This is a genomic window from Rhodococcus sp. FH8 (assembly GCF_019266085.1).
GTDB lineage: Bacteria > Actinomycetota > Actinomycetes > Mycobacteriales > Mycobacteriaceae > Rhodococcus_F > Rhodococcus_F qingshengii.
On the sequence record NZ_LPNQ01000061.1, the window covers coordinates 317814 to 337582 of the forward strand.

Below are 19769 nucleotides of genomic sequence, written 5' to 3' on the forward strand. Positions count from 1 at the left end.
GTCTCCTCACGGCCAGTCCGTCGATTGCAGTCGACGGACTTGAATGAGGTCAAACATAATGGGACACCGCGTCCCACGCAACCCCCTCGGGGGCCTATTTCAGGCCCGACGCAGCGGGATGATCTCGCGAACCTTCTCGTCCCGGAGATACAGTCCCGCCCACATGACGATTCCGGTGTAGACGGCAAACAGGGTCGTGCTCAGCAGAGGCTGTTCAGCTCGAAGGTTGGTCAACACCGCTCCCCCCAGGTAACCGGTGAGCAGAATCGCGCCGAGTATCGACGTTCGCGGAATCACGTACAGCGCAAGGCAGATCAGTTGCACCACCCCAGCCGTCAATGCCAGCGAGTCCGGCAACCCAAGTTCAGCCGACGCATCCTTGACTGTCTGAAGGTTGAGAATGTGGATGATGCCGTCGAAGAGCATGAAAACGACGAACAGCCCACTCAGGACGTATCCGAGCTTGCGAGCCGTGGCCGAAGGTGTCGTCGTCGTGGCGTTACCGGAAACAGTTTCGTTGTGGACGGGCTGGGTGGTCATCGGAATCTCCTGGGGCGAAGGCGAGCGGCCGGTTGCCACTTCGCTTGCAATTACGACTCCCGCGCGATCGAAAACTCATCGCGCCGGCCGTTACAACGCACCCGGCGTTCAGGACGATTCACCTCACGTGGTCTGATGGACGGTGACACGGGGTGCCGAAAAAGTCGGCTGAGATCAGACCCGATGAACCTGACCAGTTAGCACTGGCGGAGGGATGTCGACATGACCGAACAGCAATTTCAGCGCGCACTCAGCCTGGACGAGCAGATCGTTCTGATCACCGGTGGCGCCCGCGGGCTCGGCGCCGCACTGAGCCGAGCATTCTCCCGCTCGGGGGCCCGGGTGATCGTGAACTACAACAAGAGCCGTGACGCCGCTGAGAACCTGGTCACCGAACTGGGTGAGGATCGTGCCTTCGCAGTCCAGGCGGACGTGACGGACCGCAGTTCCGTCGACCAGTTGTTCACCGCTGCACGCGGGCGATTCGACGCACCGATATCGACCGTGGTCGACAATGCACTCGTCGACTTCTCGTTCAACGGCGATGCCCGGCCGAACGCGGACACGATCACCTGGGCCGACTTCGACTCTCAACTACGCGGAGCTGTTGCCGGAACACTCAATACCACCCAGGCAGCGCTACCAGGCATGCGCGAACTCGGCTTCGGCCGAATCATCACTGTCGGAACCAATCTGGTCCAGAATCCGGTAGTTCCGTACCACGACTACACCGCTGCCAAGGCAGCACTGTTGGCACTGACACGGACGCTGTCCGCCGACCTCGGTCCGGACGGGATCACAGTCAACATGGTCTCGGGCGGCTTGCTCCGCACCACCGATGCGAGCGCCGCAACACCGGAAGCCGTGTTCGACATGATCGCGGCAAGCACTCCCCTGCGCCGAGTCACCACGCCGGACGAATTTGCCGACGCTGCACTATTTTTCGCCTCCCCATGGTCGCGGGCCGTGACCGGCCAGAACCTGGTTGTCGACGGCGGACTCGTCAAGAACTGATGGGCGCGCAATTACGGATAGGTGCGTTCCTGCTCGGTTGCGGACATCACAGTGCGGCATGGCGTCATCGCGACTCACCGGTCGAAAGTCTCGGCGACATCACGTATTACGAGTCGCTCGCCCAGATCGCCGAACGCGGCAAGCTGGACGCCGTCTTCTTCGCTGACGGTCACAGTGTTCGCGAACCCGAGTCGGGTGCGTCGTGGTTTCTCGAGCCGATCACCGCATTGACTGCCATGGCACGAGCGACAGCGGACATCGGCCTGGTGACCACCATTTCCACCACTTTCTACACGCCGTTTCACGCGGCGCGACTGTTGGCCTCGCTCGACCACATCAGCGGCGGACGGGCCGGCTGGAACGTCGTGACCTCGATGTTCGACCAGGAGGCGCGCAACCACGGACTCGAGGCGATGCCCGATCACGCATCCCGATACGAACGAGCCGACGAATTTGTCGAAGTGGCCCTCGCATTGTGGGATTCATGGTCGGAAGACGCGCTGATTCTCGACCGGTCGGGGCGTTTTGCCGACGCGAACAGGATTTCTCGAATCGATCACGACGGCAAACATTTTCGGGTGGACGGGCCGTTGACGGTTCCGCGCTCCCCGCAAGGCCGGCCGGTGTTGTTCCAGGCCGGGGCGTCCGAGCAGGGCCGCGATCTGGCGGCGCGTCGCGCCGAGGCAATCTATTCGGTTGCCTACGACTTACCCAGCGCACAGGCCTACTACGCGGACGTGAAATCGAGAATCGAGCGAGCCGGCCGGGATTCGAACTCTGTCGCCGTGATGCCGGGACTGGTCACCTACGTCGGCAGCACCGTCGCCGAGGCCAGGGCGAAGAAGGCCGAACTCGATCTCCTGCTGCCCACCGAACAGTCGATACGCCAACTCTCGTTGTTCACCGGACAGGATTGCGAGAACTGGGATCTCGACGGGCCCGTGCCCCCGTTGCCTCCACTCGAAGCGTTCACAGGGCCGCAGGGACGCTACGCCACTATTTTGCGGATCGTCGAGAAGGACGCACCGACTGTGCGGGAACTCCTCGGGACGCTCGCTGCGGGTGGTGGTCACGCAACGATGATCGGAACACCGGAGTCGATTGCCGACGAGATGGGATCCTGGTTGAACGGCCGCGGTGCCGACGGTTTCAATCTGATGCCGCCGACCTATCCGCAGGGTCTGGAAGATTTTGTCGATCACGTGATTCCGGTGCTGCAGGCGCGTGGGTTGTTCCGTCGCGAATACGAGGGAGCGACTCTGCGAGAAAACCTCACCTAGTCCGGCAGTAGCGGCACCGACAGGTCCGGATCGCGTCCCAGGAGCACTCCCCTCGTGAGAGCCGCGGAGCCGAACTTCTTCCGGACACTGTCCATTGCCGAGTCGAGGGCGGCAGTGTCCGGACCCGCGAATCCTGGACCGTCGAAGGGCAATTCGAGTTGTTCGGCGCCGTCCCGATCCAGGTTGGAGACAGCGACGCCGATCAACGTGATGCCCTTGTCCGCGATCATCGGTATCGCTTCGTCCAGCAGCACCATCGAGGCGTTCAGCAATTCCGCTGTGTCGGCGGTGGACCGGCGCAGCGTGTGAGATCGAGTTGCCCGCGTGAAATCCGCGAAGCGGAGCCGGAGCGTGACCGTGCGCCCCGTCCGCTGCGCCGAACGCATGCGTCGACTGACACGGTCGACAAGGGACATCAACGACGCATCGAGTTCTGCGCGGGGATGGGATCCGCGACCCAGCGCATGCTGAGCACCCATCGAACTGCGGCCACGATAGGCGCGGACGGGGCGCGGATCTCGATTGTGTGAGAGTGCGTAGAGATGGCGACCGGCGCCGCCCCCGAGAATCGAGACGATCGAGGATTCGTCGTGCCGCGCGATGTCACCCACCGTCACGATGTCGAAGTTTCGCAGCTTCTGGGCAGTGATCTTGCCGACGCCCCACAGCTTCTCGACCGGCAAGGGATGCAGGAACTCGGTCTCGCCGTCCGGCGGCACTCGCAGCAATCCGTCGGGTTTCGCGAATGCACTGGCGACCTTGGCCAGGAACTTGGTGCGTGCGATTCCGACCGTGATCGGTAGTCCGACCTGCTCGGCCACATCGCGTCTGAGGTTGGCTCCGATCTGCAGCGGGTTTCCCACGATCTTGGCGAGCCCGCCGACCTCGAGAAAGGCCTCGTCTATGGAGATTCCTTCGACCAGCGGCGACGTGTCGTGAAAGACGTCGAACACGTCTTTGCTCGCCTGCGAGTACGCCGACATTCGCGGAGGGACGACTATCGCCTGAGGACACAGTGATCGGGCCTGACCACCGCTCATGGCTGTGCGAACCCCGAACGCCTTGGCCTCGTAGCTTGCCGCCAAGACCACCCCACCACCGACGATGACCGGCCTGCCGGCCAGAGTCGGGTCGTCGCGTTGCTCGACTGATGCGTAGAACGAATCGAGGTCCGCATGCAGGATTGTTGCGTCACCTGTGGACCGACTACCGCCAGAATGATTACCGCCGGAACGAGTATCGCCGGGGTGCTCACCTGGCGTTTCTTGGTCCAGCGGTTCATATGACACGAACATATGTTCCCATGACCCACCGACACTGCGTAAGGTTCGGAAATAGATTCCATGGAATTAATCACGAATCGGGCGTACGGTGAAAGAATGATTCCACGGAATGCATATCGGTTCGGAGTCTGCTCTTGACCAGATCAGCCCTGAGCACGCACTTCGACAACTTCGTCCGCTTCGAAACCGAACTGTGGACGGCCGTCGACCAGCGACTCCGAATCGAGCACGACCTGCCACTGAGTCGATTCGAGCCGATGCAGATCATCGACAGGCTCGGCTCCTGTCGGGTCTTCGACATCGCCGAGGCCCTCGCGATCACCGTCGGTGGCACGAGCAAGCTGGTGGATCGAATCGAAGCGGCTGGACACTGCCGTCGAAAATCCAATCCCACCGACAAACGATCCTCACTCATCGAGTTGACTCCCGAGGGCAATGAGCTGTTGCGGCGGGCGAAGGCAACGTTCGACGACGAATTGGAGCGCCGTCTCGGTTCCGTGCTGACGCCCGACGCTCTCGATCGATTCGGCGCCACACTGGCCACGCTGCGTGAAGCCAATCGAAACCTGACACCGACCACGAAGGAAAAAGCATGACCGGCACAATGCGCGCAATCGTGCTCGACGCCCCCGGCCCGCCAGAAGCATTGACTATCAAAGTGATTCCGATACCCGTGCCGATTGCGGGCTGGGTACTGGTCCGGGTGAAGGCTTTCGGCCTCAATCGATCCGAACTTCACACCCGCCTCGGCCTCGCCGAAGGCGTGACATTCCCGAGGGTGCTGGGCATCGAGGCCGTCGGCGAAGTGGTGAACTGCCCCGGCGGGGAGCTCACCGAAGGCCGGCAAGTCGCCGCCATGATGGGTGGGATGGGGAGGACGTTCGACGGCGGTTATGCCGAGTACACGTGCGTTCCCGTCAGTCAGGTCGTTCCCTTCTCGAGCGAACTGGACTGGTCGACAGTGGGAGCTGTTCCCGAGATGCTGCAAACGTCCTACGGCTCGCTGACGGTAGGACTGGACGCGAAATCCGGTCAATCCCTGTTGATCCGGGGAGGAACCTCCTCGGTCGGCATGGCAACCGCAGTCCTGGCGAAGCAGTGGGGACTCACTGTCCTTGCGACCACCCGAGATGCGAACAAAGCGTCGTCGTTGACCGCGATCGGGGTTGACCACGTTATCGTCGACGACGGTGCTGTGGCCGGCCAGGTTCGAGACATCCTCCCGGGCGGTGTTGATCTGGCCCTCGAATTGGTCGGAACACCAACACTTCCCGACACGTTGCGCGCGACCCGCGTTCACGGCACCGTGTGTTTCACGGGAATGCTGTCCAACGAGTGGACAGTCAAAGACTTTTATCCGATCGACTACATTCCACGCGGAGTGCGATTGACCTCGTACGGTGGGGACGCGTCCGACCTGCCTGCCGGCGTACTGCAAGACTTCCTCTCCGCTGTGGCGTCAGGCGAGGCGGTGGTACCGATCGACGAGGTGTTCGCGTTCGAGGACATCGCGCGAGCACATGCCAAGATGGAAGCCGGTACGGCACGTGGCAAATTGGTAGTTGTGCTCTGACCTGGCTTCTCACACCACGAATCGATAACCCATTCCTGCCTCGGTGATCAGATGCTTGGGGTTCGCCGGGTCATCCTCGAGCTTCCGACGAAGTTGAGCCAGGTAGACACGTAGATAGTGGGTCTCGGTGTCGTACGCCGGTCCCCACACTTCCCGAAGCAACTCCTTCTGCCCGACCAGCTTTCCGCGGTTGCGCACAAGCATCTCGAGCATGCCCCACTCGGTCGGAGTCAGATGCACCTGTTCACCGCGCCGACTCACTGTTTTCGCAGCCAAGTCCACCGTGAAGGACGCGGTCTCGACCGACGGTTCCGAAGTGTCCGCCGCGGAGGTTCCCCGCCTCGCCGCAGCGCGCACGCGGGCCAGAAACTCGTCCATCCCGAAGGGCTTGGTGACGTAGTCGTCCGCACCGGCGTCGAGAGCCTCGACCTTGTCCGCGGAATCCGTGCGCGCCGACAGCACGATGACCGGCGCCGTGCACCAGCCACGCAGGCCGGCAAGCACTTCGGTGCCGTCCATGTCGGGCAGTCCGAGATCGAGTACCACGACGTCCGGTGGACGCTCGGCAGCAGCCCGCAAGGCACCGGCGCCCGTCGACGCGGTCACCACCTCGTACCCGCGCACCGAAAGATTGATACGCAGAGCTCGCAGAATCTGCGGTTCGTCGTCCACTACCAGGATTCGACTCATGATCCATTCCCATTCGTACCGGCCGCAGCCAACTCCACGATCATCGTCAATCCCCCACCAGGTGTGTCTGTGGCGCTGACCGTTCCGCCCATCGCATCGACAAATCCGCGCATCACGGAAAGTCCGAGGCCCACTCCGCCGGTGTTGTCGCGATCTCCCATCCGTTGGAACGGCTGGAACATCGTTTCGGCCTCACCTCGCGGAACACCTGGGCCCGTATCGGCAACACTGATCACCACACGATCACCGAGTTGCGCCGCCCCGACGCGCACCGGGGTTTCTCCCCCGTAGCGCAGAGCGTTGTCGACGATGTTCGCAATCACCCGCTCGAGCAGACCTTGATCTGCTTGCACTGCAACGGTACCCACGTCGACGACTACACTTCGAGCCCGCGAATCCGAGCGTCCACCGATGCCGAGGCCCAGCAACGCGCGGTGAACCACCTCGTCCAGATACACCGGCCGCAGCGTGGGTTTCACCACCCCGGCGGCAAGTCGGGACGAGTCGAGCAAGTTCCCGACCAGCGCCGTCAACTGATCCGCCGACTCCTCGATGGTTGCCAACAATTCAGCGGTGTCTTCGGCCGAGAACTCGATGTCGTCGCTGCGCAGACTCGACACCGCCGCCTTCACTCCGGCGAGAGGCGTTCGCAGGTCATGGCTTACCGCTGACAGCAGGGCTCGACGCAGTTGATCAGCCTCGGTGAGCGCGGCAGCCTTGCTCGCCTCGACTGTCAGTTTCTCCTGGCGGATCATCCCAACTGCTTGGTGAGCCACCACCGTCAGCACTCGTCGATCCCGCGCACTCAGGTCGGGCCCAGCCAACAACAGCGCGTATTCCCCGTCGTTGACCTCACAGACCGTATCCGCTTCGTCGTCCGTGGTCGGCGGCTGCGTACCCACGGCGGCGATGACTCCGTCGTCGTGATGAATGACGGAAACCCCTCGCTGGCGATAGATTTCGAGTGCCTTCGCCAGAAGTGTCGACAGATCCGCTCCGCGGAGAACTGATCCCGCGAACAGTGTGAGCAGTTCGGCTTCCTCGGATGCGCGCTTCGCCTCGCGGGCGCGCTTTGCTGCGGCGTCGACCAGAACGGCAACTGCCACAGCCACGATCAACAGCACGACAGTGGTGATGAAGTTGTCAGGTTCGGCGATGGTGAAGCTGTACCGCGGATCGGTGAAGAAGTAATTGAGCAGCAGTCCCGAGATCAGGGCCGACAATATCGCCGGGCCGACGCCGCCGAGGAGGGCGACCAGAACGACCACGACGAAGAACAGCGCGTTCTCGCCGTTGACCCCGGAGATTCGGTCGACGAGACCCATGATCGCGGCCGCGAGCGAAGGCACGACGATCGCCGCAATCCACGACAGGACCCGGCGCTCCGAGCGCCCCAGCACCGAAATGCGTCGTCGCGCCGTCGCTTCCTCGTGCGTGACCATGTGAACGTCGATACCACCGGACTGCTGAACCACCGCAGCGCCGATCCCCTCGTCGAGGATGCGAGCCAGGCGGGAACGCCGCGACGTTCCCAGCACCAACTGTGTGGCGTTCTCCTCACGCGCGAACTCGAGGAGCGTCGACGGTACGTCGTCACCGACAACAGTGTGAAGCGTGGCGCCGACTCCGACAGCCAACGCGCGCACCTTGCCCATCTCGGGGGCCGAGACACCGGTGAGTCCGTCACCGCGTACGACGTGGACCACCATCAGCTCGGCGCTCGACTTCGACGCGATTCGAGATGCGCGTCGTACCAGGGTTTCCGACTCCGGTCCCCCGGTCACGGCAACGACGACACGCTCGCGCGCTTCCCAGGTATCGGTGATCTTGTTCTCGGCCCGGTATTTCGCCAGTGCGGCGTCCACCTGATCGGCCACCCACAGCAGAGCCAGTTCGCGTAGCGCCGTGAGGTTTCCGCGTCTGAAGTAATTGCCCAAGGCCGCATCGACCCGTTCCGGTGAATACACGTTTCCGTGAGAAAGTCTGCGGCGCAGCGCCTCCGGGGTGATGTCGACCAGCTCGACCTGCGCCGCACTACGCACTACCGCGTCCGGAACCGTCTCCTGCTGAACCACGCCGGTGATGTGCGCGACAACGTCGTTGAGGCTTTCGAGGTGTTGCACGTTGACCGTGGACAGAACGTCGATCCCGGCTTCGAGCAGTTCCTGTACGTCCTGCCAGCGCTTGTGATTCTTGCTCCCTGGCGTGTTGGTATGTGCCAACTCGTCCACCAGGACAAGGGCCGGACGCCGAGCCAACACGGCCTCGACGTCCAGTTCCGGCATCCGTGTTCCGCGATAATCCACCAGCTTGGGCGGCACTGTTTCGAGGTCTCCGATCTGCGCCGCGGTGCGGGCGCGGCCGTGTGTCTCCACGACGGCCGCGACCACGTCACAGCCACGATCTCGACGCCGATGAGCCTCACCGAGCATCGCGAAGGTCTTTCCGACGCCGGGCGCAGCGCCGAGGTAGATACGCAATTCACCACGTTTGCGTGCCCTACCGAAAGATTGACCGACCTTCTCCGAAGAACTCACGTGACAATCATCCACCAGTCGTCGGTGCAGCACACGTAGGTGCCGTCAATCCGAGTGCCAGGTTCAATTCCAGGACGTTGACTCGCTCGGCTCCGAGAAATCCGAGTTGCCGACCGTCGGTGTGCTCGGCCACCAAGTCCCGCACCTGGTCTTCCGAGATGCCGTTGTTCGCCGCCACCCTCGCGACCTGCAGTTGGGCGTACGCCGGACTGATGTGGGGATCGATACCCGAGCCCGAACCGGTGACTGCGTCGACGGGAACCGATGCAGGGTCGACACCCTCACGTGCCGCGATGGCTGCCCGGCGCTCGATGACGAATCCGGCCAGAATCTCGCTGCTCGGCCCCTGGTTGGACGGCAGTGCCGCAGCGGGATCACCGGTGGCAAACGGATCCTCGTCCGAAACGGATCCGACAACACGATTGTGGAAGAACGGGTCCTGCTGCCCTTCGGCGACCTGCGGATCGACACCCACCCAGGCACTGCCGACCACGCAACCGGCGGCATCGGTGACCGGTGAGCCTTCGGCAGATCCGGAGCTGATCCGGCTGACACCCCACACCGCGGCGGGATAGACCACACCGAGAACGACGGTGAGCGCGAGCAATACGAGCAAACCCGCCCACACCTGTTTGGCAAAACCGATAGTGAAACGCATGTCAGGTCACCCAATTCCAGGAATCAAACGTACGACGAGATCGATCAACCAGATACCGACGAACGGTGTGATCACACCGCCGAGACCGTAGACGAGCAGGTTACGTCCGAGCAACTGCGATGCCGTCGACGGTCGGTATCGAACACCCTTGAGTGCCAACGGAATCAAACCGATGATCACCAAGGCGTTGAAGATCACGGCCGAGACGATCGCCGATTCGGGGGTGGCGAGACGCATGATGTTCAACGCGTCCAGCTGCGGGTAGATGCCGCTGAACAAGGCCGGCAGGATTGCGAAATACTTCGCCAGGTCGTTCGCCAACGAGAATGTGGTCAACGCGCCGCGGGTGATCAGCAATTGCTTGCCGATTTCCACCACCTCGATCAGCTTGGTGGGATCGGAATCGAGATCGACCATGTTCCCGGCCTCTTTGGCTGCCGAGGTTCCCGTGTTCATCGCGACCCCGACATCCGCCTGGGCAAGGGCGGGAGCATCATTGGTCCCGTCACCTGTCATCGCGACGAGACGTCCGCCTTCCTGTTCCTTCCGGATCAGGGCCAGTTTGTCTTCCGGGGTGGCCTCCGCCATGAAGTCGTCGACGCCCGCCTCGTCGGCAATCGCCTTCGCGGTCAACGGATTGTCGCCGGTGATCATGATCGTGCGAATACCCATCGCCCGGAGTTCGGCGAACCTGTCAGCCATTCCCGGCTTTACGACGTCGGACAACGCGATCACGCCGAGGATCGAGGTACTCTCACCATGCTTGACGGCAACTACCAGCGGCGTTCCGCCCGCTTGGGCGATGTCGTTCACGGTGTCGGTCACCGCGCTCTCCGCGTGTCCACCGCCACTGACGACCCAGTTCATCACCGCATCTGCTGCACCCTTTCGGATTTGGCGTCCGGAATGGTCGAGTCCGCTCATCCGGGTTTGTGCCGTGAACGGAACGAACTCTGCGCGTTCCTCGTCCAGCGTCGGCTCGGCAGCGAGACCGAAATCCGCTGCGCACAGCTCGACGATGCTCCGTCCCTCGGGAGTTCCGTCGGCCAGGCTCGACAAGCGAGCTGCCGCAGCAAGATCGTCGGCGGATACACCGGGCGCCGGATGGAGTGCGGTGGCCCGGCGGTTACCGAAAGTGATGGTTCCGGTCTTGTCCATCAACAGGGTGTCGATGTCGCCCGCAGCTTCCACCGCGCGTCCCGACATCGCGAGAACGTTGCGCTGGACGAGGCGGTCCATGCCCGCGATACCGATCGCCGAGAGCAGCGCTCCGATGGTCGTCGGGATCAGGCAGACGAGAAGTGCGATCAGCTTGATCGGATCCTGCTCGTGCCCCGCGTACAAGCCCATCGGGCCGATGGCTACGACGGCGAGGAGGAAGATGACGGTCAACGACGCGAGCAGGATGTTGAGCGCAATCTCGTTGGGTGTCTTCTGACGTGAAGCACCCTCGACGAGCGCGATCATCCGGTCCACGAACGAACTGCCCGGTGCTGCGGTGATTTCCACGACGATGCGGTCCGAGAGAACCGTCGTACCACCGGTGACGGCGCACCGGTCACCACCGGATTCACGGACCACCGGCGCGGATTCACCGGTGATCGCCGATTCGTCTACGGAGGCAATACCTTCGACCACGTCGCCGTCGCCGGGGATGACCTCGCCGGCAACCACTATCACCCGATCGCCGACCACCAGTTCGGTGCCGGAAACCGATTCGATCGCACCGCTCATCGTGATCCGATGTGCTGTGGTGTCCTGCTTCACCTTTCGCAGGCTCGCCGCCTGCGCCTTGCCGCGCCCTTCGGCCACGGATTCGGCGAGGTTCGCGAAGATCACCGTGAACCAGAGCCACAGGGTGATCACCCAGGAGAACACCGAGGGATCGGCGATCGCCATGACAGTGGTGATGACGGAACCGACGAACACCACGAACATGACCGGGTTGCGGGCGAGGTGGCGTGGGTCGAGTTTGCGCACGGCCCCCGGCAACGCGGTGATCATCTGCCGCGGGTTGAAAACGCCTGCGTGTACTTGACGGGACTGCCCTGGATCAGCCTTGTCGGCGGCGTCTTGCGCTACCACGGGTTTCTCACTGATACGCACGGTCATTGAAGAGCCTCCGCTAGCGGGCCCAGCGCGAGGGCCGGGAAGAATGTAAGTGCAGCAACAAGAACGACGGTGCCGGTCAACAAACCGGTGAACATCGGTCCGGACGTCGGGAGGGTGCCGGCCGTCGGCGCCACCTTCTTCTGCGAGGCAAGAGCACCGGCCAAAGCGAGAACGAAGATGATCGGCAGGAATCGGCCGAGAAGCATGCAGATTCCGAGAGACGACTGGAACCAGTCGCTGGTGACCGTCAGACCGCCGAAGGCGCTGCCGTTGTTGTTGGAGGCGGAGGCGAAGGCGTAAAGCACCTCACTGAACCCGTGGATCGATCCCGGCGTGCCCGGATCTCCCCCATTGCCTTGATAACCGGTGGTCGAACCGAGGATGACGGTGATGGCGGTACCGATCAAGACCAGCGCGGGCATGACCAGAATCGACAGCGCCGCAAGGGTGATCTCGCGTCGACCCAACTTCTTGCCGAGATATTCGGGCGTGCGACCGACCAGCAGTCCGCCGACGAACACTGCGATCAATGCCAGCACAAGAATCCCGTAGAGGCCGGTTCCGACTCCACCTGGCGCAATTTCGCCGAGCAACATGTTGAGCAGGACCGCGCCGCCGCCGAGGGGGGACATGCTGTCGTGGGCCGAGTTCACCGCGCCCGTCGACGTTCCCGTGGTCGCCACCGCGAACAACGCCGATCCGGGGATTCCGAAGCGAACTTCCTTGCCCTCCATCATCGAACCAGCTGCTGTGGCGGCAACACCGCGTGCGCCGGATTCGGCAGCGAGCGTGACTGCGAGCAGCCCGCTCCACAGGATTCCCATCACTGCCAGCAGGGTGAGGCCTTGCCTACGATCCCCGACGAGAGTTCCGAACGTTCGGGTGAGGCAGACCGGAATCAACAGGATCGCCAGGATCTCGACGACATTGCTCAACGGGGTGGGGTTCTCGAACGGGTGCGCCGAGTTGGCAGCCAAGATCCCGCCACCGTTGGTGCCGAGTTCCTTGATCGCTTCCTGGGACGCGACGGGGGCCAGTGCGTTGGTGACCGCATTGTCGTCGAGGCCGGTGGAGGCGAAACCGCTGTGGAACGACTGGATCACTCCCTGGCTCAACAGGATCAGGGCGATCACGAAGGAGAACGGGAGGAGGATGCGCAGAGAACCACGCGTCAGATCGACCCAGAAGTTGCCGATCTCGCCGCCCCTGGCCACCCGAATGAAGCCGCGAACCAATGCGATGGCCACCGCCATGCCGACCGCTGCCGAGACGAAGTTCTGCACCGCCAGACCGACGGGCTGAACGAAGTTGCTCATCGTCGTTTCCGGCGTGTACGACTGCCAGTTGGTGTTCGCCACAAACGAAATCGCGGTGTTGAACGCTACGGCAGGACTGACCCCGGACAGACCGTCACTCAGCGGCAGTACTCCCTGAATCCGTTGCAGGAAGTACAGGAACAATGCGCTGGCCAGCGAGAATCCGAGAACGCTTGCGGCGTAGCCGTACCACGTCTGCTCGGCCCTGGAGTCGATCCGACCGACGCGGTAGATCACACTCTCGACCCGAAGATCTCGCGTCGACGAGTAAACACGCGCCATGTAGTCGCCCACCGGAACGTAGGCGATTGCCAGAACGACGAGGACAAAAGCGATCTGCAGGCCGGCTGCAAGAGCGGGCGACATCAGAACCTCTCAGGATCTACGAGTGCAACGAGCAGGTAAATGACCAATGCCGCGGCGACGGCGATCAGAACCACGCTGACCACACCGGCAACCGTCATTTGGGAGCGCTCGCCTGTAGGGCGCGCAGTACCAGCGCGCACACGAGAAAACCGCCGAGAATCAGAGCAACGTAGGCCAGATCGGCCATGAGCTTCCCTCTTCGAAATCTTTTGCCGTGCTGCTGTGCATCGCAGCCATGACGCGCGGTCGCCCTCGACCGGATGCGCTCTCTCAGCTTCGACCTCCGGAAAGGCCGATTCCGCGTCTCTGACGATCCGCTTACGCACTGACCTGGCGTCTTGACGCGATCTTGACGCGAAACCGAAGTTCACTAATACTGAAACAAGTTACTGTTCGTTCGAACGAACAGTTTTGCGAAGGGAACCTGATGACTTCTCGAACCGACCACGATCTCGCCCCCGGTCTTGTCGACCAGGTTGCGAGTCTGGCCTCGGGCGCCACCTCGTCCGTCGCGGCCACGGAGGCAACGCTGAGCCGGATCGAGGCCACTCAGCCTCACCTCAATGCGTTCAAGATCGTGCGGCGAGAGAAGGCACTCGAGGAAGCTGCCGAGGCCGACAGACGTCTCGCACGCGGCGAGCGTCTGCCGCTGCTCGGTGTGCCGATCGCAGTGAAGGACGACGTCGACATCACCGGCGAACCCACCGCCTTCGGTTGCCCTGGCGATTTCCCGGCCAAGACCGAGGACTCGGAGATGGTTCGACGCCTCCGCGACGCCGGCGCAGTGATCGTGGGCAAGACCAACAGCCCGGAATTGGGCCAGTGGCCCCTTACGAGCGGTTCAGCCTTCGGTTACACGCGCAATCCGTGGTCGCGTCACCACACTCCAGGCGGATCGTCGGGCGGCACCGCCGCGGCCGTCGCCGCCGGATTGGTCAGCGCCGGAATCGGTTCCGACGGTGCCGGTTCCATCCGAATCCCTGCGGCCTGGACCAACCTCGTCGGAATCAAACCGCAGCGCGGGCGCATCTCCACCTGGCCCGACGCCGAAGCGTTCTACGGCCTGACGGTCAACGGCCCGCTCGCTCGCACCGTCGCCGACGCGGCACTGCTGCTCGACGTCGCTGCCGGCAACCATGACGGCGACCTCCACAAGCCGACACCGGTCACCGTCAGCGACGCGGTGGGACGCGACCCCGGAAAACTGAAAATCGCGCTTTCCCTTCGCAATCCGTTCACCGCCACTCCCGTGAAGCTGGACCCGGAAGTGCGCCTGGCCGTGCATTCGATCGCCGACACGCTGCGGGAACTCGGACACCACGTCGTCGTCGACGATCCCGCATACGGCCTGATCTTCGGCCTGAACTTTCTGCCCCGCTCACTCGTCGGGGTCCACGACTGGCTCGGACGCGTTCCCGACCCGACACTCGTCGATGCCAGAACACGTGGAAATGCCCAGAACGGCAAGCTACTTCGCGGCGCACCTCTGCGCGCGGCCCGCGCAGCCGAGCCGCGGATGCGAAAGCGGATCGGAGCGATCTTCGACACCTACGACGTCGTCCTGGCACCCACGACGGCAACTCCACCGATCATGGCGACCGCGATCGACGGCATCGGTGGCTGGGACACCGACAAGGTCATGACCGGCGCCTGCCCCTACGCGTGGCCGTGGAATGTCCTCGGCTGGCCCTCGGTCAACGTGCCGGCCGGATTCAGCAAGGCCGGCCTGCCCATCGGTGCGCAGTTGATGGGCAACGAGAACACCGAACCTCTGTTGGTCTCCCTCGCTTCACAATTGGAATCGGTCCTGCGTTGGGATCAGATCCGCCCCGAGCCGTGGTGGTGACCCGATGAGTAACCGGGACGTTCGCGAGCGAATACTCGACGCCGTTCTGCACGTCGTCGGTACCGACGGCATCCCGGGTGTGAGCAACCGGCGCATCGCCGCGCAGGCCGGCGTCTCACTCGGATCGATCACGTATCACTTCGCCAGCCAGTCGGACATGCTCCGCGCTGCTCTGTCTCGTTTCGTGACAGACGAGACGACGCGCCTGCGCGCCTTGGCCGAGGAGTACCGCGACAAAGGTCTGAGCGTCGAGGACGCCGCGGCAATAGCCGAAAAGGTGACGCGAGATCTTTCGTTCTCGGCCGAGCGGATCGCGCCGTTCGAGATGTACATCGCCGCCGGGCGCGACCACGAACTCCACGAAGTCGCCGTCGAATGCTTCGCCGCCTACGACGATTTGACCGTCACGATTCTGACGGCACTCGGTGTACCTGATCCGGAGTCGATTGCATCGACGCTCGTCGCCGTCATCACCGGCCTCCAACTCCGACGCCTGGCCACCGGCGTCGACGAGCAGGACATCGGCGCGGCGATCCTCAGGGTCCTCCGGCCCTAGAAGCCCAGCCGGCCGAGCTGCTTCGGGTCGCGCTGCCAGTCCTTGGCGACCTTGACGTGCAGCTCCAGGAAGATCCGCACACCGAGCAGCTTCTCGATCTGCAGGCGCGCACTGGTACCGACTTCCCGCAGACGCGCCCCGCCCTTACCGATGACGATGCCCTTCTGACTGGGCCGCTCGACGTAGAGCAACGCATGCACGTCGAGCATCTCGCCCTGCTTCTCGGTGCGACCCTCACGCGGGATGACCTCCTCGATCACCACAGCCAGAGAGTGCGGCAATTCTTCGCCGAGCCCCTCGAGCGCAGCCTCACGGATCAGTTCGGCCATGAGCACCTCTTCGGGCTCGTCCGTCAATTCGCCGTCCGGGTAGAAGGCCGGGCCCTCGTCCATCAGACCGGCGAGGACGTCGACCAGGATCTCGACCTGTTCACCCGACTTCGCGGACACCGGAACGACCTCGGATTCGGGGCCGAGCAGGGTGGACAGCGCGAGCAACTGCTTTCCGACGGCGTCGCGGCTGACCTTGTCGATCTTGGTCACGATGCCGACAAGCTTGGTCTTGGGCGCCATCTGACGGACCTGCTGCACGATCCAGCGGTCTCCGGGCCCGATGGCCTCGTCGGCCGGGATGCACAGGCAGATGACGTCGACCTCGGAGTACGTGTCGCGAACCAGGTCATTGAGGCGCTGCCCGAGCAAAGTGCGGGGCTTGTGCAGTCCAGGGGTGTCCACCAGGATCAGCTGCGCATGCTCGCGGTGAACGATGCCGCGAATCGTGTGGCGCGTCGTCTGCGGGCGCGAGGACGTGATCGCGATCTTGCTGCCGACCAACGCGTTGGTCAGCGTGGACTTGCCCGTATTGGGTCGACCCACGAAACACACGAAGCCTGACCGGAATTCGTTCTTGCTCATAACTGCTCCTCGCTGAACTCTCGCTCAGTCATCGGTGTCTTCTGTCTCTTCGTCTTCGGACGGCGGGATGCGCTGCACGAACACCGTGCTGATGCGTACCCGGCCTCGGCCCGTATTGGTTCCCTCGCCGCGCAGGATCAAACCGTCGTACTCCACTTCGGAACCGGGAAGTGGCACTCGGCCGAGTACGTATCCGATCAGCCCGCCGACGGTCTCCACCTCGTCGAGTTCGAGTTCGAGATCGAACAATTCACCGAGGTCTTCGATGGGAAGTCTCGCGGATACGCGGAACATTCCGTCACCGAGATCCTCGATGGGCGGCGTCTCGTCCTCGTCGTACTCGTCGGCGATCTCACCGACGATCTCTTCGATGACGTCCTCGATCGTGACGAGCCCGGCGATTCCGCCGTACTCGTCGACGAGTATCGCCATGTGGTTGCGGTCGCGCTGCATCTCGGCCAGCAAGCTGTCGAGCGGCTTCGAGTCGGGAACGAAGACGGCGGGCCGCATGACGTCGCAGACGTTGACGTTCCGGCCGCCGTCGGGCAGGTGGTAGGTCTGCTTGACCAGATCCTTGAGGTAGACGACACCGAGCACGTCGTCGACGTTCTCCCCGATGACCGGCAGGCGCGAGTGACCACTGCGGACGGCCAACGACGTCGCCTGCCCGGCATTCTTGTCGTTCTCGATCCACACCATGTCGGTGCGCGGCACCATCACCTCGCGTGCCGACGTGTCTCCGAGCTCGAAGACGGACTGGATCATTCGGCGTTCTTCGTCGGCCACGACGCCACGTTCCTGCGCCATGTCCACGAGTTCACGCAACTCGATTTCCGACGCGAACGGGCCGTTGCGGAAGCCCTTACCCGGGGTCAATGCGTTACCCACGAGGATCAGGACGCGACTGATCGGCCCGAGCAGAACCCCGATCCACAGCAGTGGCAGCGACGCGGCCATCGCGATGGAGTACGCATGTTGGCGCCCAAGCGTTCTCGGTCCGACGCCGATGACCACGTACGAGACGAGAACCATGATCACCGCGGTGACGGTCAGTGCCCAGCCCAGCGAGAGGACGTCGATCAGGCCGCCCACGAGTACGACGGTGGCCGTGATCTCGCACAAAATGCGAAGCAGGACCATCAGATTCACGTATCGCGGACGATCGGTCAGGATGCGTTGCACTCGCGCGGCGCCGGCTCGCTCTTCCTTTGCCATCTCGTCGATCCGCGCCGACGAAATGGTGTTGAGCGCCGAGTCGACGGCCGCGAACACACCACCGACCGGGACAAGAGCAATCGCCAGAACAAAGAGCGCTATGGCGCTACTCACTACAGAACCCCCGGATAACTGTTATCGGTCCACTCCGTCGACGAAACCGGTCTTACCGAGCAGCTTCTGGTCGCGTTCGGCCAGTGCTGCTTCGCGGTCGATACGGCGAAGGTCTTCGTACCACTCTTCGAGGAGGCTGTTCTGCAAGCCGAACATCTCCTTCTCCTCTTCCGGCTCCGCATGGTCGTAGCCGAGAAGGTGCAACACACCGTGGACGGTCAGGAGGGCAAGTTCGTGAGCCAGTGAATGCCCGGCCTTGTCAGCCTGATCCGCGGCAAAAGACGGACACAGCACGATGTCGCCGAGCATCGACGGCCCCGGCTCGGGGGAATCGGGACGGCCACCCGGCTCGAGTTCGTCCATCGGGAACGACATGACGTCGGTCGGACCCGGCAGGTCCATCCAGCGAACGTGCAGATCCGCCATCGTCGCGGAGTCGACGAGAACCATCGACAGCTCGGCCGCCGGATGGACATCCATCCGAGCGATCACGAAACGGGCAACGCTGATCAACTCCGGTTCGGAGATGTCCATGCCCGATTCGTTCGAGACCTCGATGCTCATGTGCGACGCTCTTTCCTGGGAAAAGTAGGGGTTGATGCGTCGCTCAGCCTACCGTCGCGGTGAATGAGCATGTGCAGCGCGGCGCTGCGCCCGGTTTCCGACCGCCAACTCGCCGGACCGATCCGATTCGTGACGCTCGTAAGCGTCGACGATGTGAGAGACCAGCCGATGACGTACGACGTCGCTGCTGTCGAGAGTGGCGAAATGAATATCGTCGATCCCGGTGAGGATTTCGGATGCCGCGCGCAGACCCGAACGGGCCCCGCCCGGCAGATCGACCTGGGTCACGTCTCCGGTGACCACGATTTTGGAACCGAACCCGAGGCGGGTCAGGAACATCTTCATCTGCTCGGCCGTGGTGTTCTGCGCTTCGTCCAAGATGATGAAGGCGTCGTTGAGCGTCCGGCCACGCATGTAGGCGAGCGGAGCTACCTCGATGACTCCGGCCTGCATCAACTTCGGAATCGCCTCGGGATCCATCATGTCGTGCAATGCGTCGTGCAGCGGGCGGAGATACGGATCGATCTTCTCGTGCAGCGTGCCGGGCAGAAAGCCCAGTCGCTCCCCGGCCTCGACTGCCGGCCTGGTCAAGATGATCCGAGAGACCTGCTTGGCCTGCAACGCCTGAACGGCCTTGGCCATGGCGAGGTAGGTCTTGCCGGTACCGGCCGGGCCGACTCCGAACACGATGGTGTTCTCGTCGATGGCGTCGACGTAGCGTTTCTGGTTGAGGGTCTTCGGCCGAATCGTCTTGCCCCGACGCGAAAGAATGTCGAGGGAGAGCACCTCGGCCGGAGACTCGCCGACCTCGTTGGTGAGCATGCCGATGGTTCGTCGAACAGCGTCCGGGGCAATGGGCTGCCCCCGACCGGCCAGCGACGCCAATTCACTGAACACACGTTCTGCCAGCGCCACGTCTGCAGCCGTCCCCGACAAGGAGATGGTTCCGCCACGTACATGAATGTCGGCACGAAGCTCACGTTCGATCGCGGTGAGATTCTCGTCCGTCGCCCCCAGGATTTGACGCACGGTCTCCGGCGCCAGATCCATACTCGAACGGACGGTGCGCTCTGCGGGCAGAGCGCGCTCGGTGATGGTGGTTACACGGTTCCCGTCGAGTTCACTGTGTTCACTCACGTGGTGAATATGGCCTGCTTTCTGGTCCGATCAGCCCACTCGACTCGTGAGCCT

The 19769-nt window shown here is 63.1% G+C and carries 18 protein-coding genes and 1 riboswitch; of the genes, 6 read left to right on the forward strand and 12 right to left on the reverse strand.

Annotated elements, in window-relative coordinates; genetic code table 11:
- Positions 1–99: 99 nt before the first annotated feature.
- Positions 100–540, reverse strand: a complete 441-nt coding sequence (locus ATN38_RS13020) for a DoxX family protein (RefSeq protein ID WP_003944516.1) — start codon at positions 538–540, stop codon at positions 100–102.
- A 138-nt stretch (positions 541–678) separates the two neighbouring features.
- Positions 679–772: riboswitch (TPP riboswitch) on the forward strand.
- Between ATN38_RS13020 and ATN38_RS13025 the strand changes: the two genes are divergently transcribed.
- Together ATN38_RS13025 and ATN38_RS13030 are read left to right on the forward strand one after the other, a co-directional pair.
- Complete coding sequence (locus ATN38_RS13025) at positions 763–1554, forward strand: 3-oxoacyl-ACP reductase (RefSeq protein WP_058227195.1); 792 nt, start codon at positions 763–765, stop codon at positions 1552–1554. It overlaps the preceding riboswitch by 10 nt.
- Positions 1554–2834 carry an LLM class flavin-dependent oxidoreductase gene (locus ATN38_RS13030; protein ID WP_007731085.1) on the forward strand — a complete coding sequence of 427 codons (1281 nt, stop codon included), beginning with the start codon at positions 1554–1556 and terminating at the stop codon, positions 2832–2834. Before ATN38_RS13025 ends, ATN38_RS13030 begins: the two co-directional genes overlap by 1 nt.
- Here ATN38_RS13030 and dinB read toward each other — a convergent pair.
- Positions 2831–4129, reverse strand: a complete 1299-nt coding sequence (gene dinB, locus ATN38_RS13035; protein WP_256931785.1) for a DNA polymerase IV — start codon at positions 4127–4129, stop codon at positions 2831–2833. The genes ATN38_RS13030 and dinB overlap by 4 nt on opposite strands.
- A gap of 122 nt (positions 4130–4251) precedes the next feature.
- On the opposite strand from dinB, the gene ATN38_RS13040 reads away from it, so the two are divergent.
- Together ATN38_RS13040 and ATN38_RS13045 are read left to right on the forward strand one after the other, a co-directional pair.
- On the forward strand, positions 4252–4713 hold the full coding sequence (locus ATN38_RS13040; RefSeq protein WP_058227194.1) for a MarR family winged helix-turn-helix transcriptional regulator: 462 nt from the start codon (positions 4252–4254) through the stop codon (positions 4711–4713).
- Positions 4710–5690 (forward strand): zinc-binding alcohol dehydrogenase family protein, encoded by a 981-nt coding sequence (locus ATN38_RS13045; RefSeq protein WP_058227193.1) that lies wholly within the window; start codon positions 4710–4712, stop codon positions 5688–5690. Before ATN38_RS13040 ends, ATN38_RS13045 begins: the two co-directional genes overlap by 4 nt.
- 9 nt (positions 5691–5699) lie before the next feature.
- Here ATN38_RS13045 and ATN38_RS13050 read toward each other — a convergent pair whose 3' ends face one another.
- Genes ATN38_RS13050 through kdpF form a run of 6 tightly spaced genes read right to left on the reverse strand, consistent with a single transcriptional unit; the run spans position 5700 to position 13467 of the window.
- Positions 5700–6380: a response regulator gene (locus ATN38_RS13050; protein ID WP_003944545.1), complete on the reverse strand. Its 681-nt coding sequence runs from the start codon at positions 6378–6380 to the stop codon at positions 5700–5702.
- Positions 6377–8917: a sensor histidine kinase KdpD gene (locus ATN38_RS13055; protein WP_218748087.1), complete on the reverse strand. Its 2541-nt coding sequence runs from the start codon at positions 8915–8917 to the stop codon at positions 6377–6379. The genes ATN38_RS13050 and ATN38_RS13055 overlap by 4 nt, the downstream gene beginning before the upstream one ends.
- Positions 8918–8924: 7 nt before the next feature.
- Positions 8925–9575 (reverse strand): potassium-transporting ATPase subunit C, encoded by a 651-nt coding sequence (locus ATN38_RS13060; protein WP_050654653.1) that lies wholly within the window; start codon positions 9573–9575, stop codon positions 8925–8927.
- 6 nt (positions 9576–9581) lie between these two features.
- The gene (gene kdpB / locus ATN38_RS13065; protein WP_042924094.1) at positions 9582–11687 is read right to left on the reverse strand and encodes a potassium-transporting ATPase subunit KdpB; all 2106 of its coding nucleotides are present in this window, start codon (positions 11685–11687) and stop codon (positions 9582–9584) included.
- Entirely contained in the window at positions 11684–13369 is a 1686-nt protein-coding gene (kdpA, locus tag ATN38_RS13070) for a potassium-transporting ATPase subunit KdpA (RefSeq protein ID WP_058227191.1), read from the reverse strand. The genes kdpB and kdpA overlap by 4 nt, the downstream gene beginning before the upstream one ends.
- Positions 13369–13467: a K(+)-transporting ATPase subunit F gene (gene kdpF / locus ATN38_RS13075; protein WP_007731078.1), complete on the reverse strand. Its 99-nt coding sequence runs from the start codon at positions 13465–13467 to the stop codon at positions 13369–13371. The genes kdpA and kdpF overlap by 1 nt, the downstream gene beginning before the upstream one ends.
- Positions 13468–13796: 329 nt before the next feature.
- On the opposite strand from kdpF, the gene ATN38_RS13080 reads away from it, so the two are divergent.
- Both ATN38_RS13080 and ATN38_RS13085 read left to right on the forward strand, forming a co-directional pair.
- Complete coding sequence (locus tag ATN38_RS13080) at positions 13797–15215, forward strand: amidase (RefSeq protein WP_073512187.1); 1419 nt, start codon at positions 13797–13799, stop codon at positions 15213–15215.
- 4 nt (positions 15216–15219) lie between these two features.
- Positions 15220–15771, forward strand: coding sequence for a TetR/AcrR family transcriptional regulator (locus ATN38_RS13085; protein WP_030536607.1), 552 nt, complete (start codon positions 15220–15222; stop codon positions 15769–15771).
- On the opposite strand, the gene era is transcribed toward ATN38_RS13085, so the two are convergent.
- From era to ATN38_RS13105, 4 genes are read right to left on the reverse strand one after another with little or no spacing between them, the layout of a single operon-like run.
- Positions 15768–16685 (reverse strand): GTPase Era, encoded by a 918-nt coding sequence (gene era / locus ATN38_RS13090; protein WP_003944451.1) that lies wholly within the window; start codon positions 16683–16685, stop codon positions 15768–15770. The two genes, ATN38_RS13085 and era, sit on opposite strands and share 4 nt — an antisense overlap.
- Before the next feature lie 24 nt (positions 16686–16709).
- The gene (locus tag ATN38_RS13095) at positions 16710–18014 is read right to left on the reverse strand and encodes a hemolysin family protein (RefSeq protein ID WP_003944509.1); all 1305 of its coding nucleotides are present in this window, start codon (positions 18012–18014) and stop codon (positions 16710–16712) included.
- Positions 18015–18035: 21 nt separating this feature from the next.
- Positions 18036–18578: an rRNA maturation RNase YbeY gene (gene ybeY, locus ATN38_RS13100; RefSeq protein WP_003944525.1), complete on the reverse strand. Its 543-nt coding sequence runs from the start codon at positions 18576–18578 to the stop codon at positions 18036–18038.
- 48 nt (positions 18579–18626) lie between these two features.
- Positions 18627–19715, reverse strand: coding sequence for a PhoH family protein (locus tag ATN38_RS13105; RefSeq protein ID WP_003944580.1), 1089 nt, complete (start codon positions 19713–19715; stop codon positions 18627–18629).
- Positions 19716–19769: the final 54 nt, after the last annotated feature.

What these genes read in the sequence shown, in the direction of transcription:
- ATN38_RS13060 (WP_050654653.1), bottom strand. Translation starts at nt 9,575, where the DNA reads ATGCGTTTCACTATCGGTTTTGCCAAACAGGTGTGGGCGGGTTTGCTC.
- ATN38_RS13025 (WP_058227195.1), top strand. Translation starts at nt 763, where the DNA reads ATGACCGAACAGCAATTTCAGCGCGCACTCAGCCTGGACGAGCAGATC.
- dinB (WP_256931785.1), bottom strand. Translation starts at nt 4,129, where the DNA reads ATGTTCGTGTCATATGAACCGCTGGACCAAGAAACGCCAGGTGAGCAC.
- ATN38_RS13085 (WP_030536607.1), top strand. Translation starts at nt 15,220, where the DNA reads ATGAGTAACCGGGACGTTCGCGAGCGAATACTCGACGCCGTTCTGCAC.
- ATN38_RS13020 (WP_003944516.1), bottom strand. Translation starts at nt 540, where the DNA reads ATGACCACCCAGCCCGTCCACAACGAAACTGTTTCCGGTAACGCCACG.
- ATN38_RS13080 (WP_073512187.1), top strand. Translation starts at nt 13,797, where the DNA reads ATGACTTCTCGAACCGACCACGATCTCGCCCCCGGTCTTGTCGACCAG.
- kdpF (WP_007731078.1), bottom strand. Translation starts at nt 13,467, where the DNA reads ATGACGGTTGCCGGTGTGGTCAGCGTGGTTCTGATCGCCGTCGCCGCG.
- ATN38_RS13045 (WP_058227193.1), top strand. Translation starts at nt 4,710, where the DNA reads ATGACCGGCACAATGCGCGCAATCGTGCTCGACGCCCCCGGCCCGCCA.
- kdpB (WP_042924094.1), bottom strand. Translation starts at nt 11,687, where the DNA reads ATGACCGTGCGTATCAGTGAGAAACCCGTGGTAGCGCAAGACGCCGCC.
- ATN38_RS13030 (WP_007731085.1), top strand. Translation starts at nt 1,554, where the DNA reads ATGGGCGCGCAATTACGGATAGGTGCGTTCCTGCTCGGTTGCGGACAT.
- ybeY (WP_003944525.1), bottom strand. Translation starts at nt 18,578, where the DNA reads ATGAGCATCGAGGTCTCGAACGAATCGGGCATGGACATCTCCGAACCG.
- kdpA (WP_058227191.1), bottom strand. Translation starts at nt 13,369, where the DNA reads ATGTCGCCCGCTCTTGCAGCCGGCCTGCAGATCGCTTTTGTCCTCGTC.
- ATN38_RS13050 (WP_003944545.1), bottom strand. Translation starts at nt 6,380, where the DNA reads ATGAGTCGAATCCTGGTAGTGGACGACGAACCGCAGATTCTGCGAGCT.
- era (WP_003944451.1), bottom strand. Translation starts at nt 16,685, where the DNA reads ATGAGCAAGAACGAATTCCGGTCAGGCTTCGTGTGTTTCGTGGGTCGA.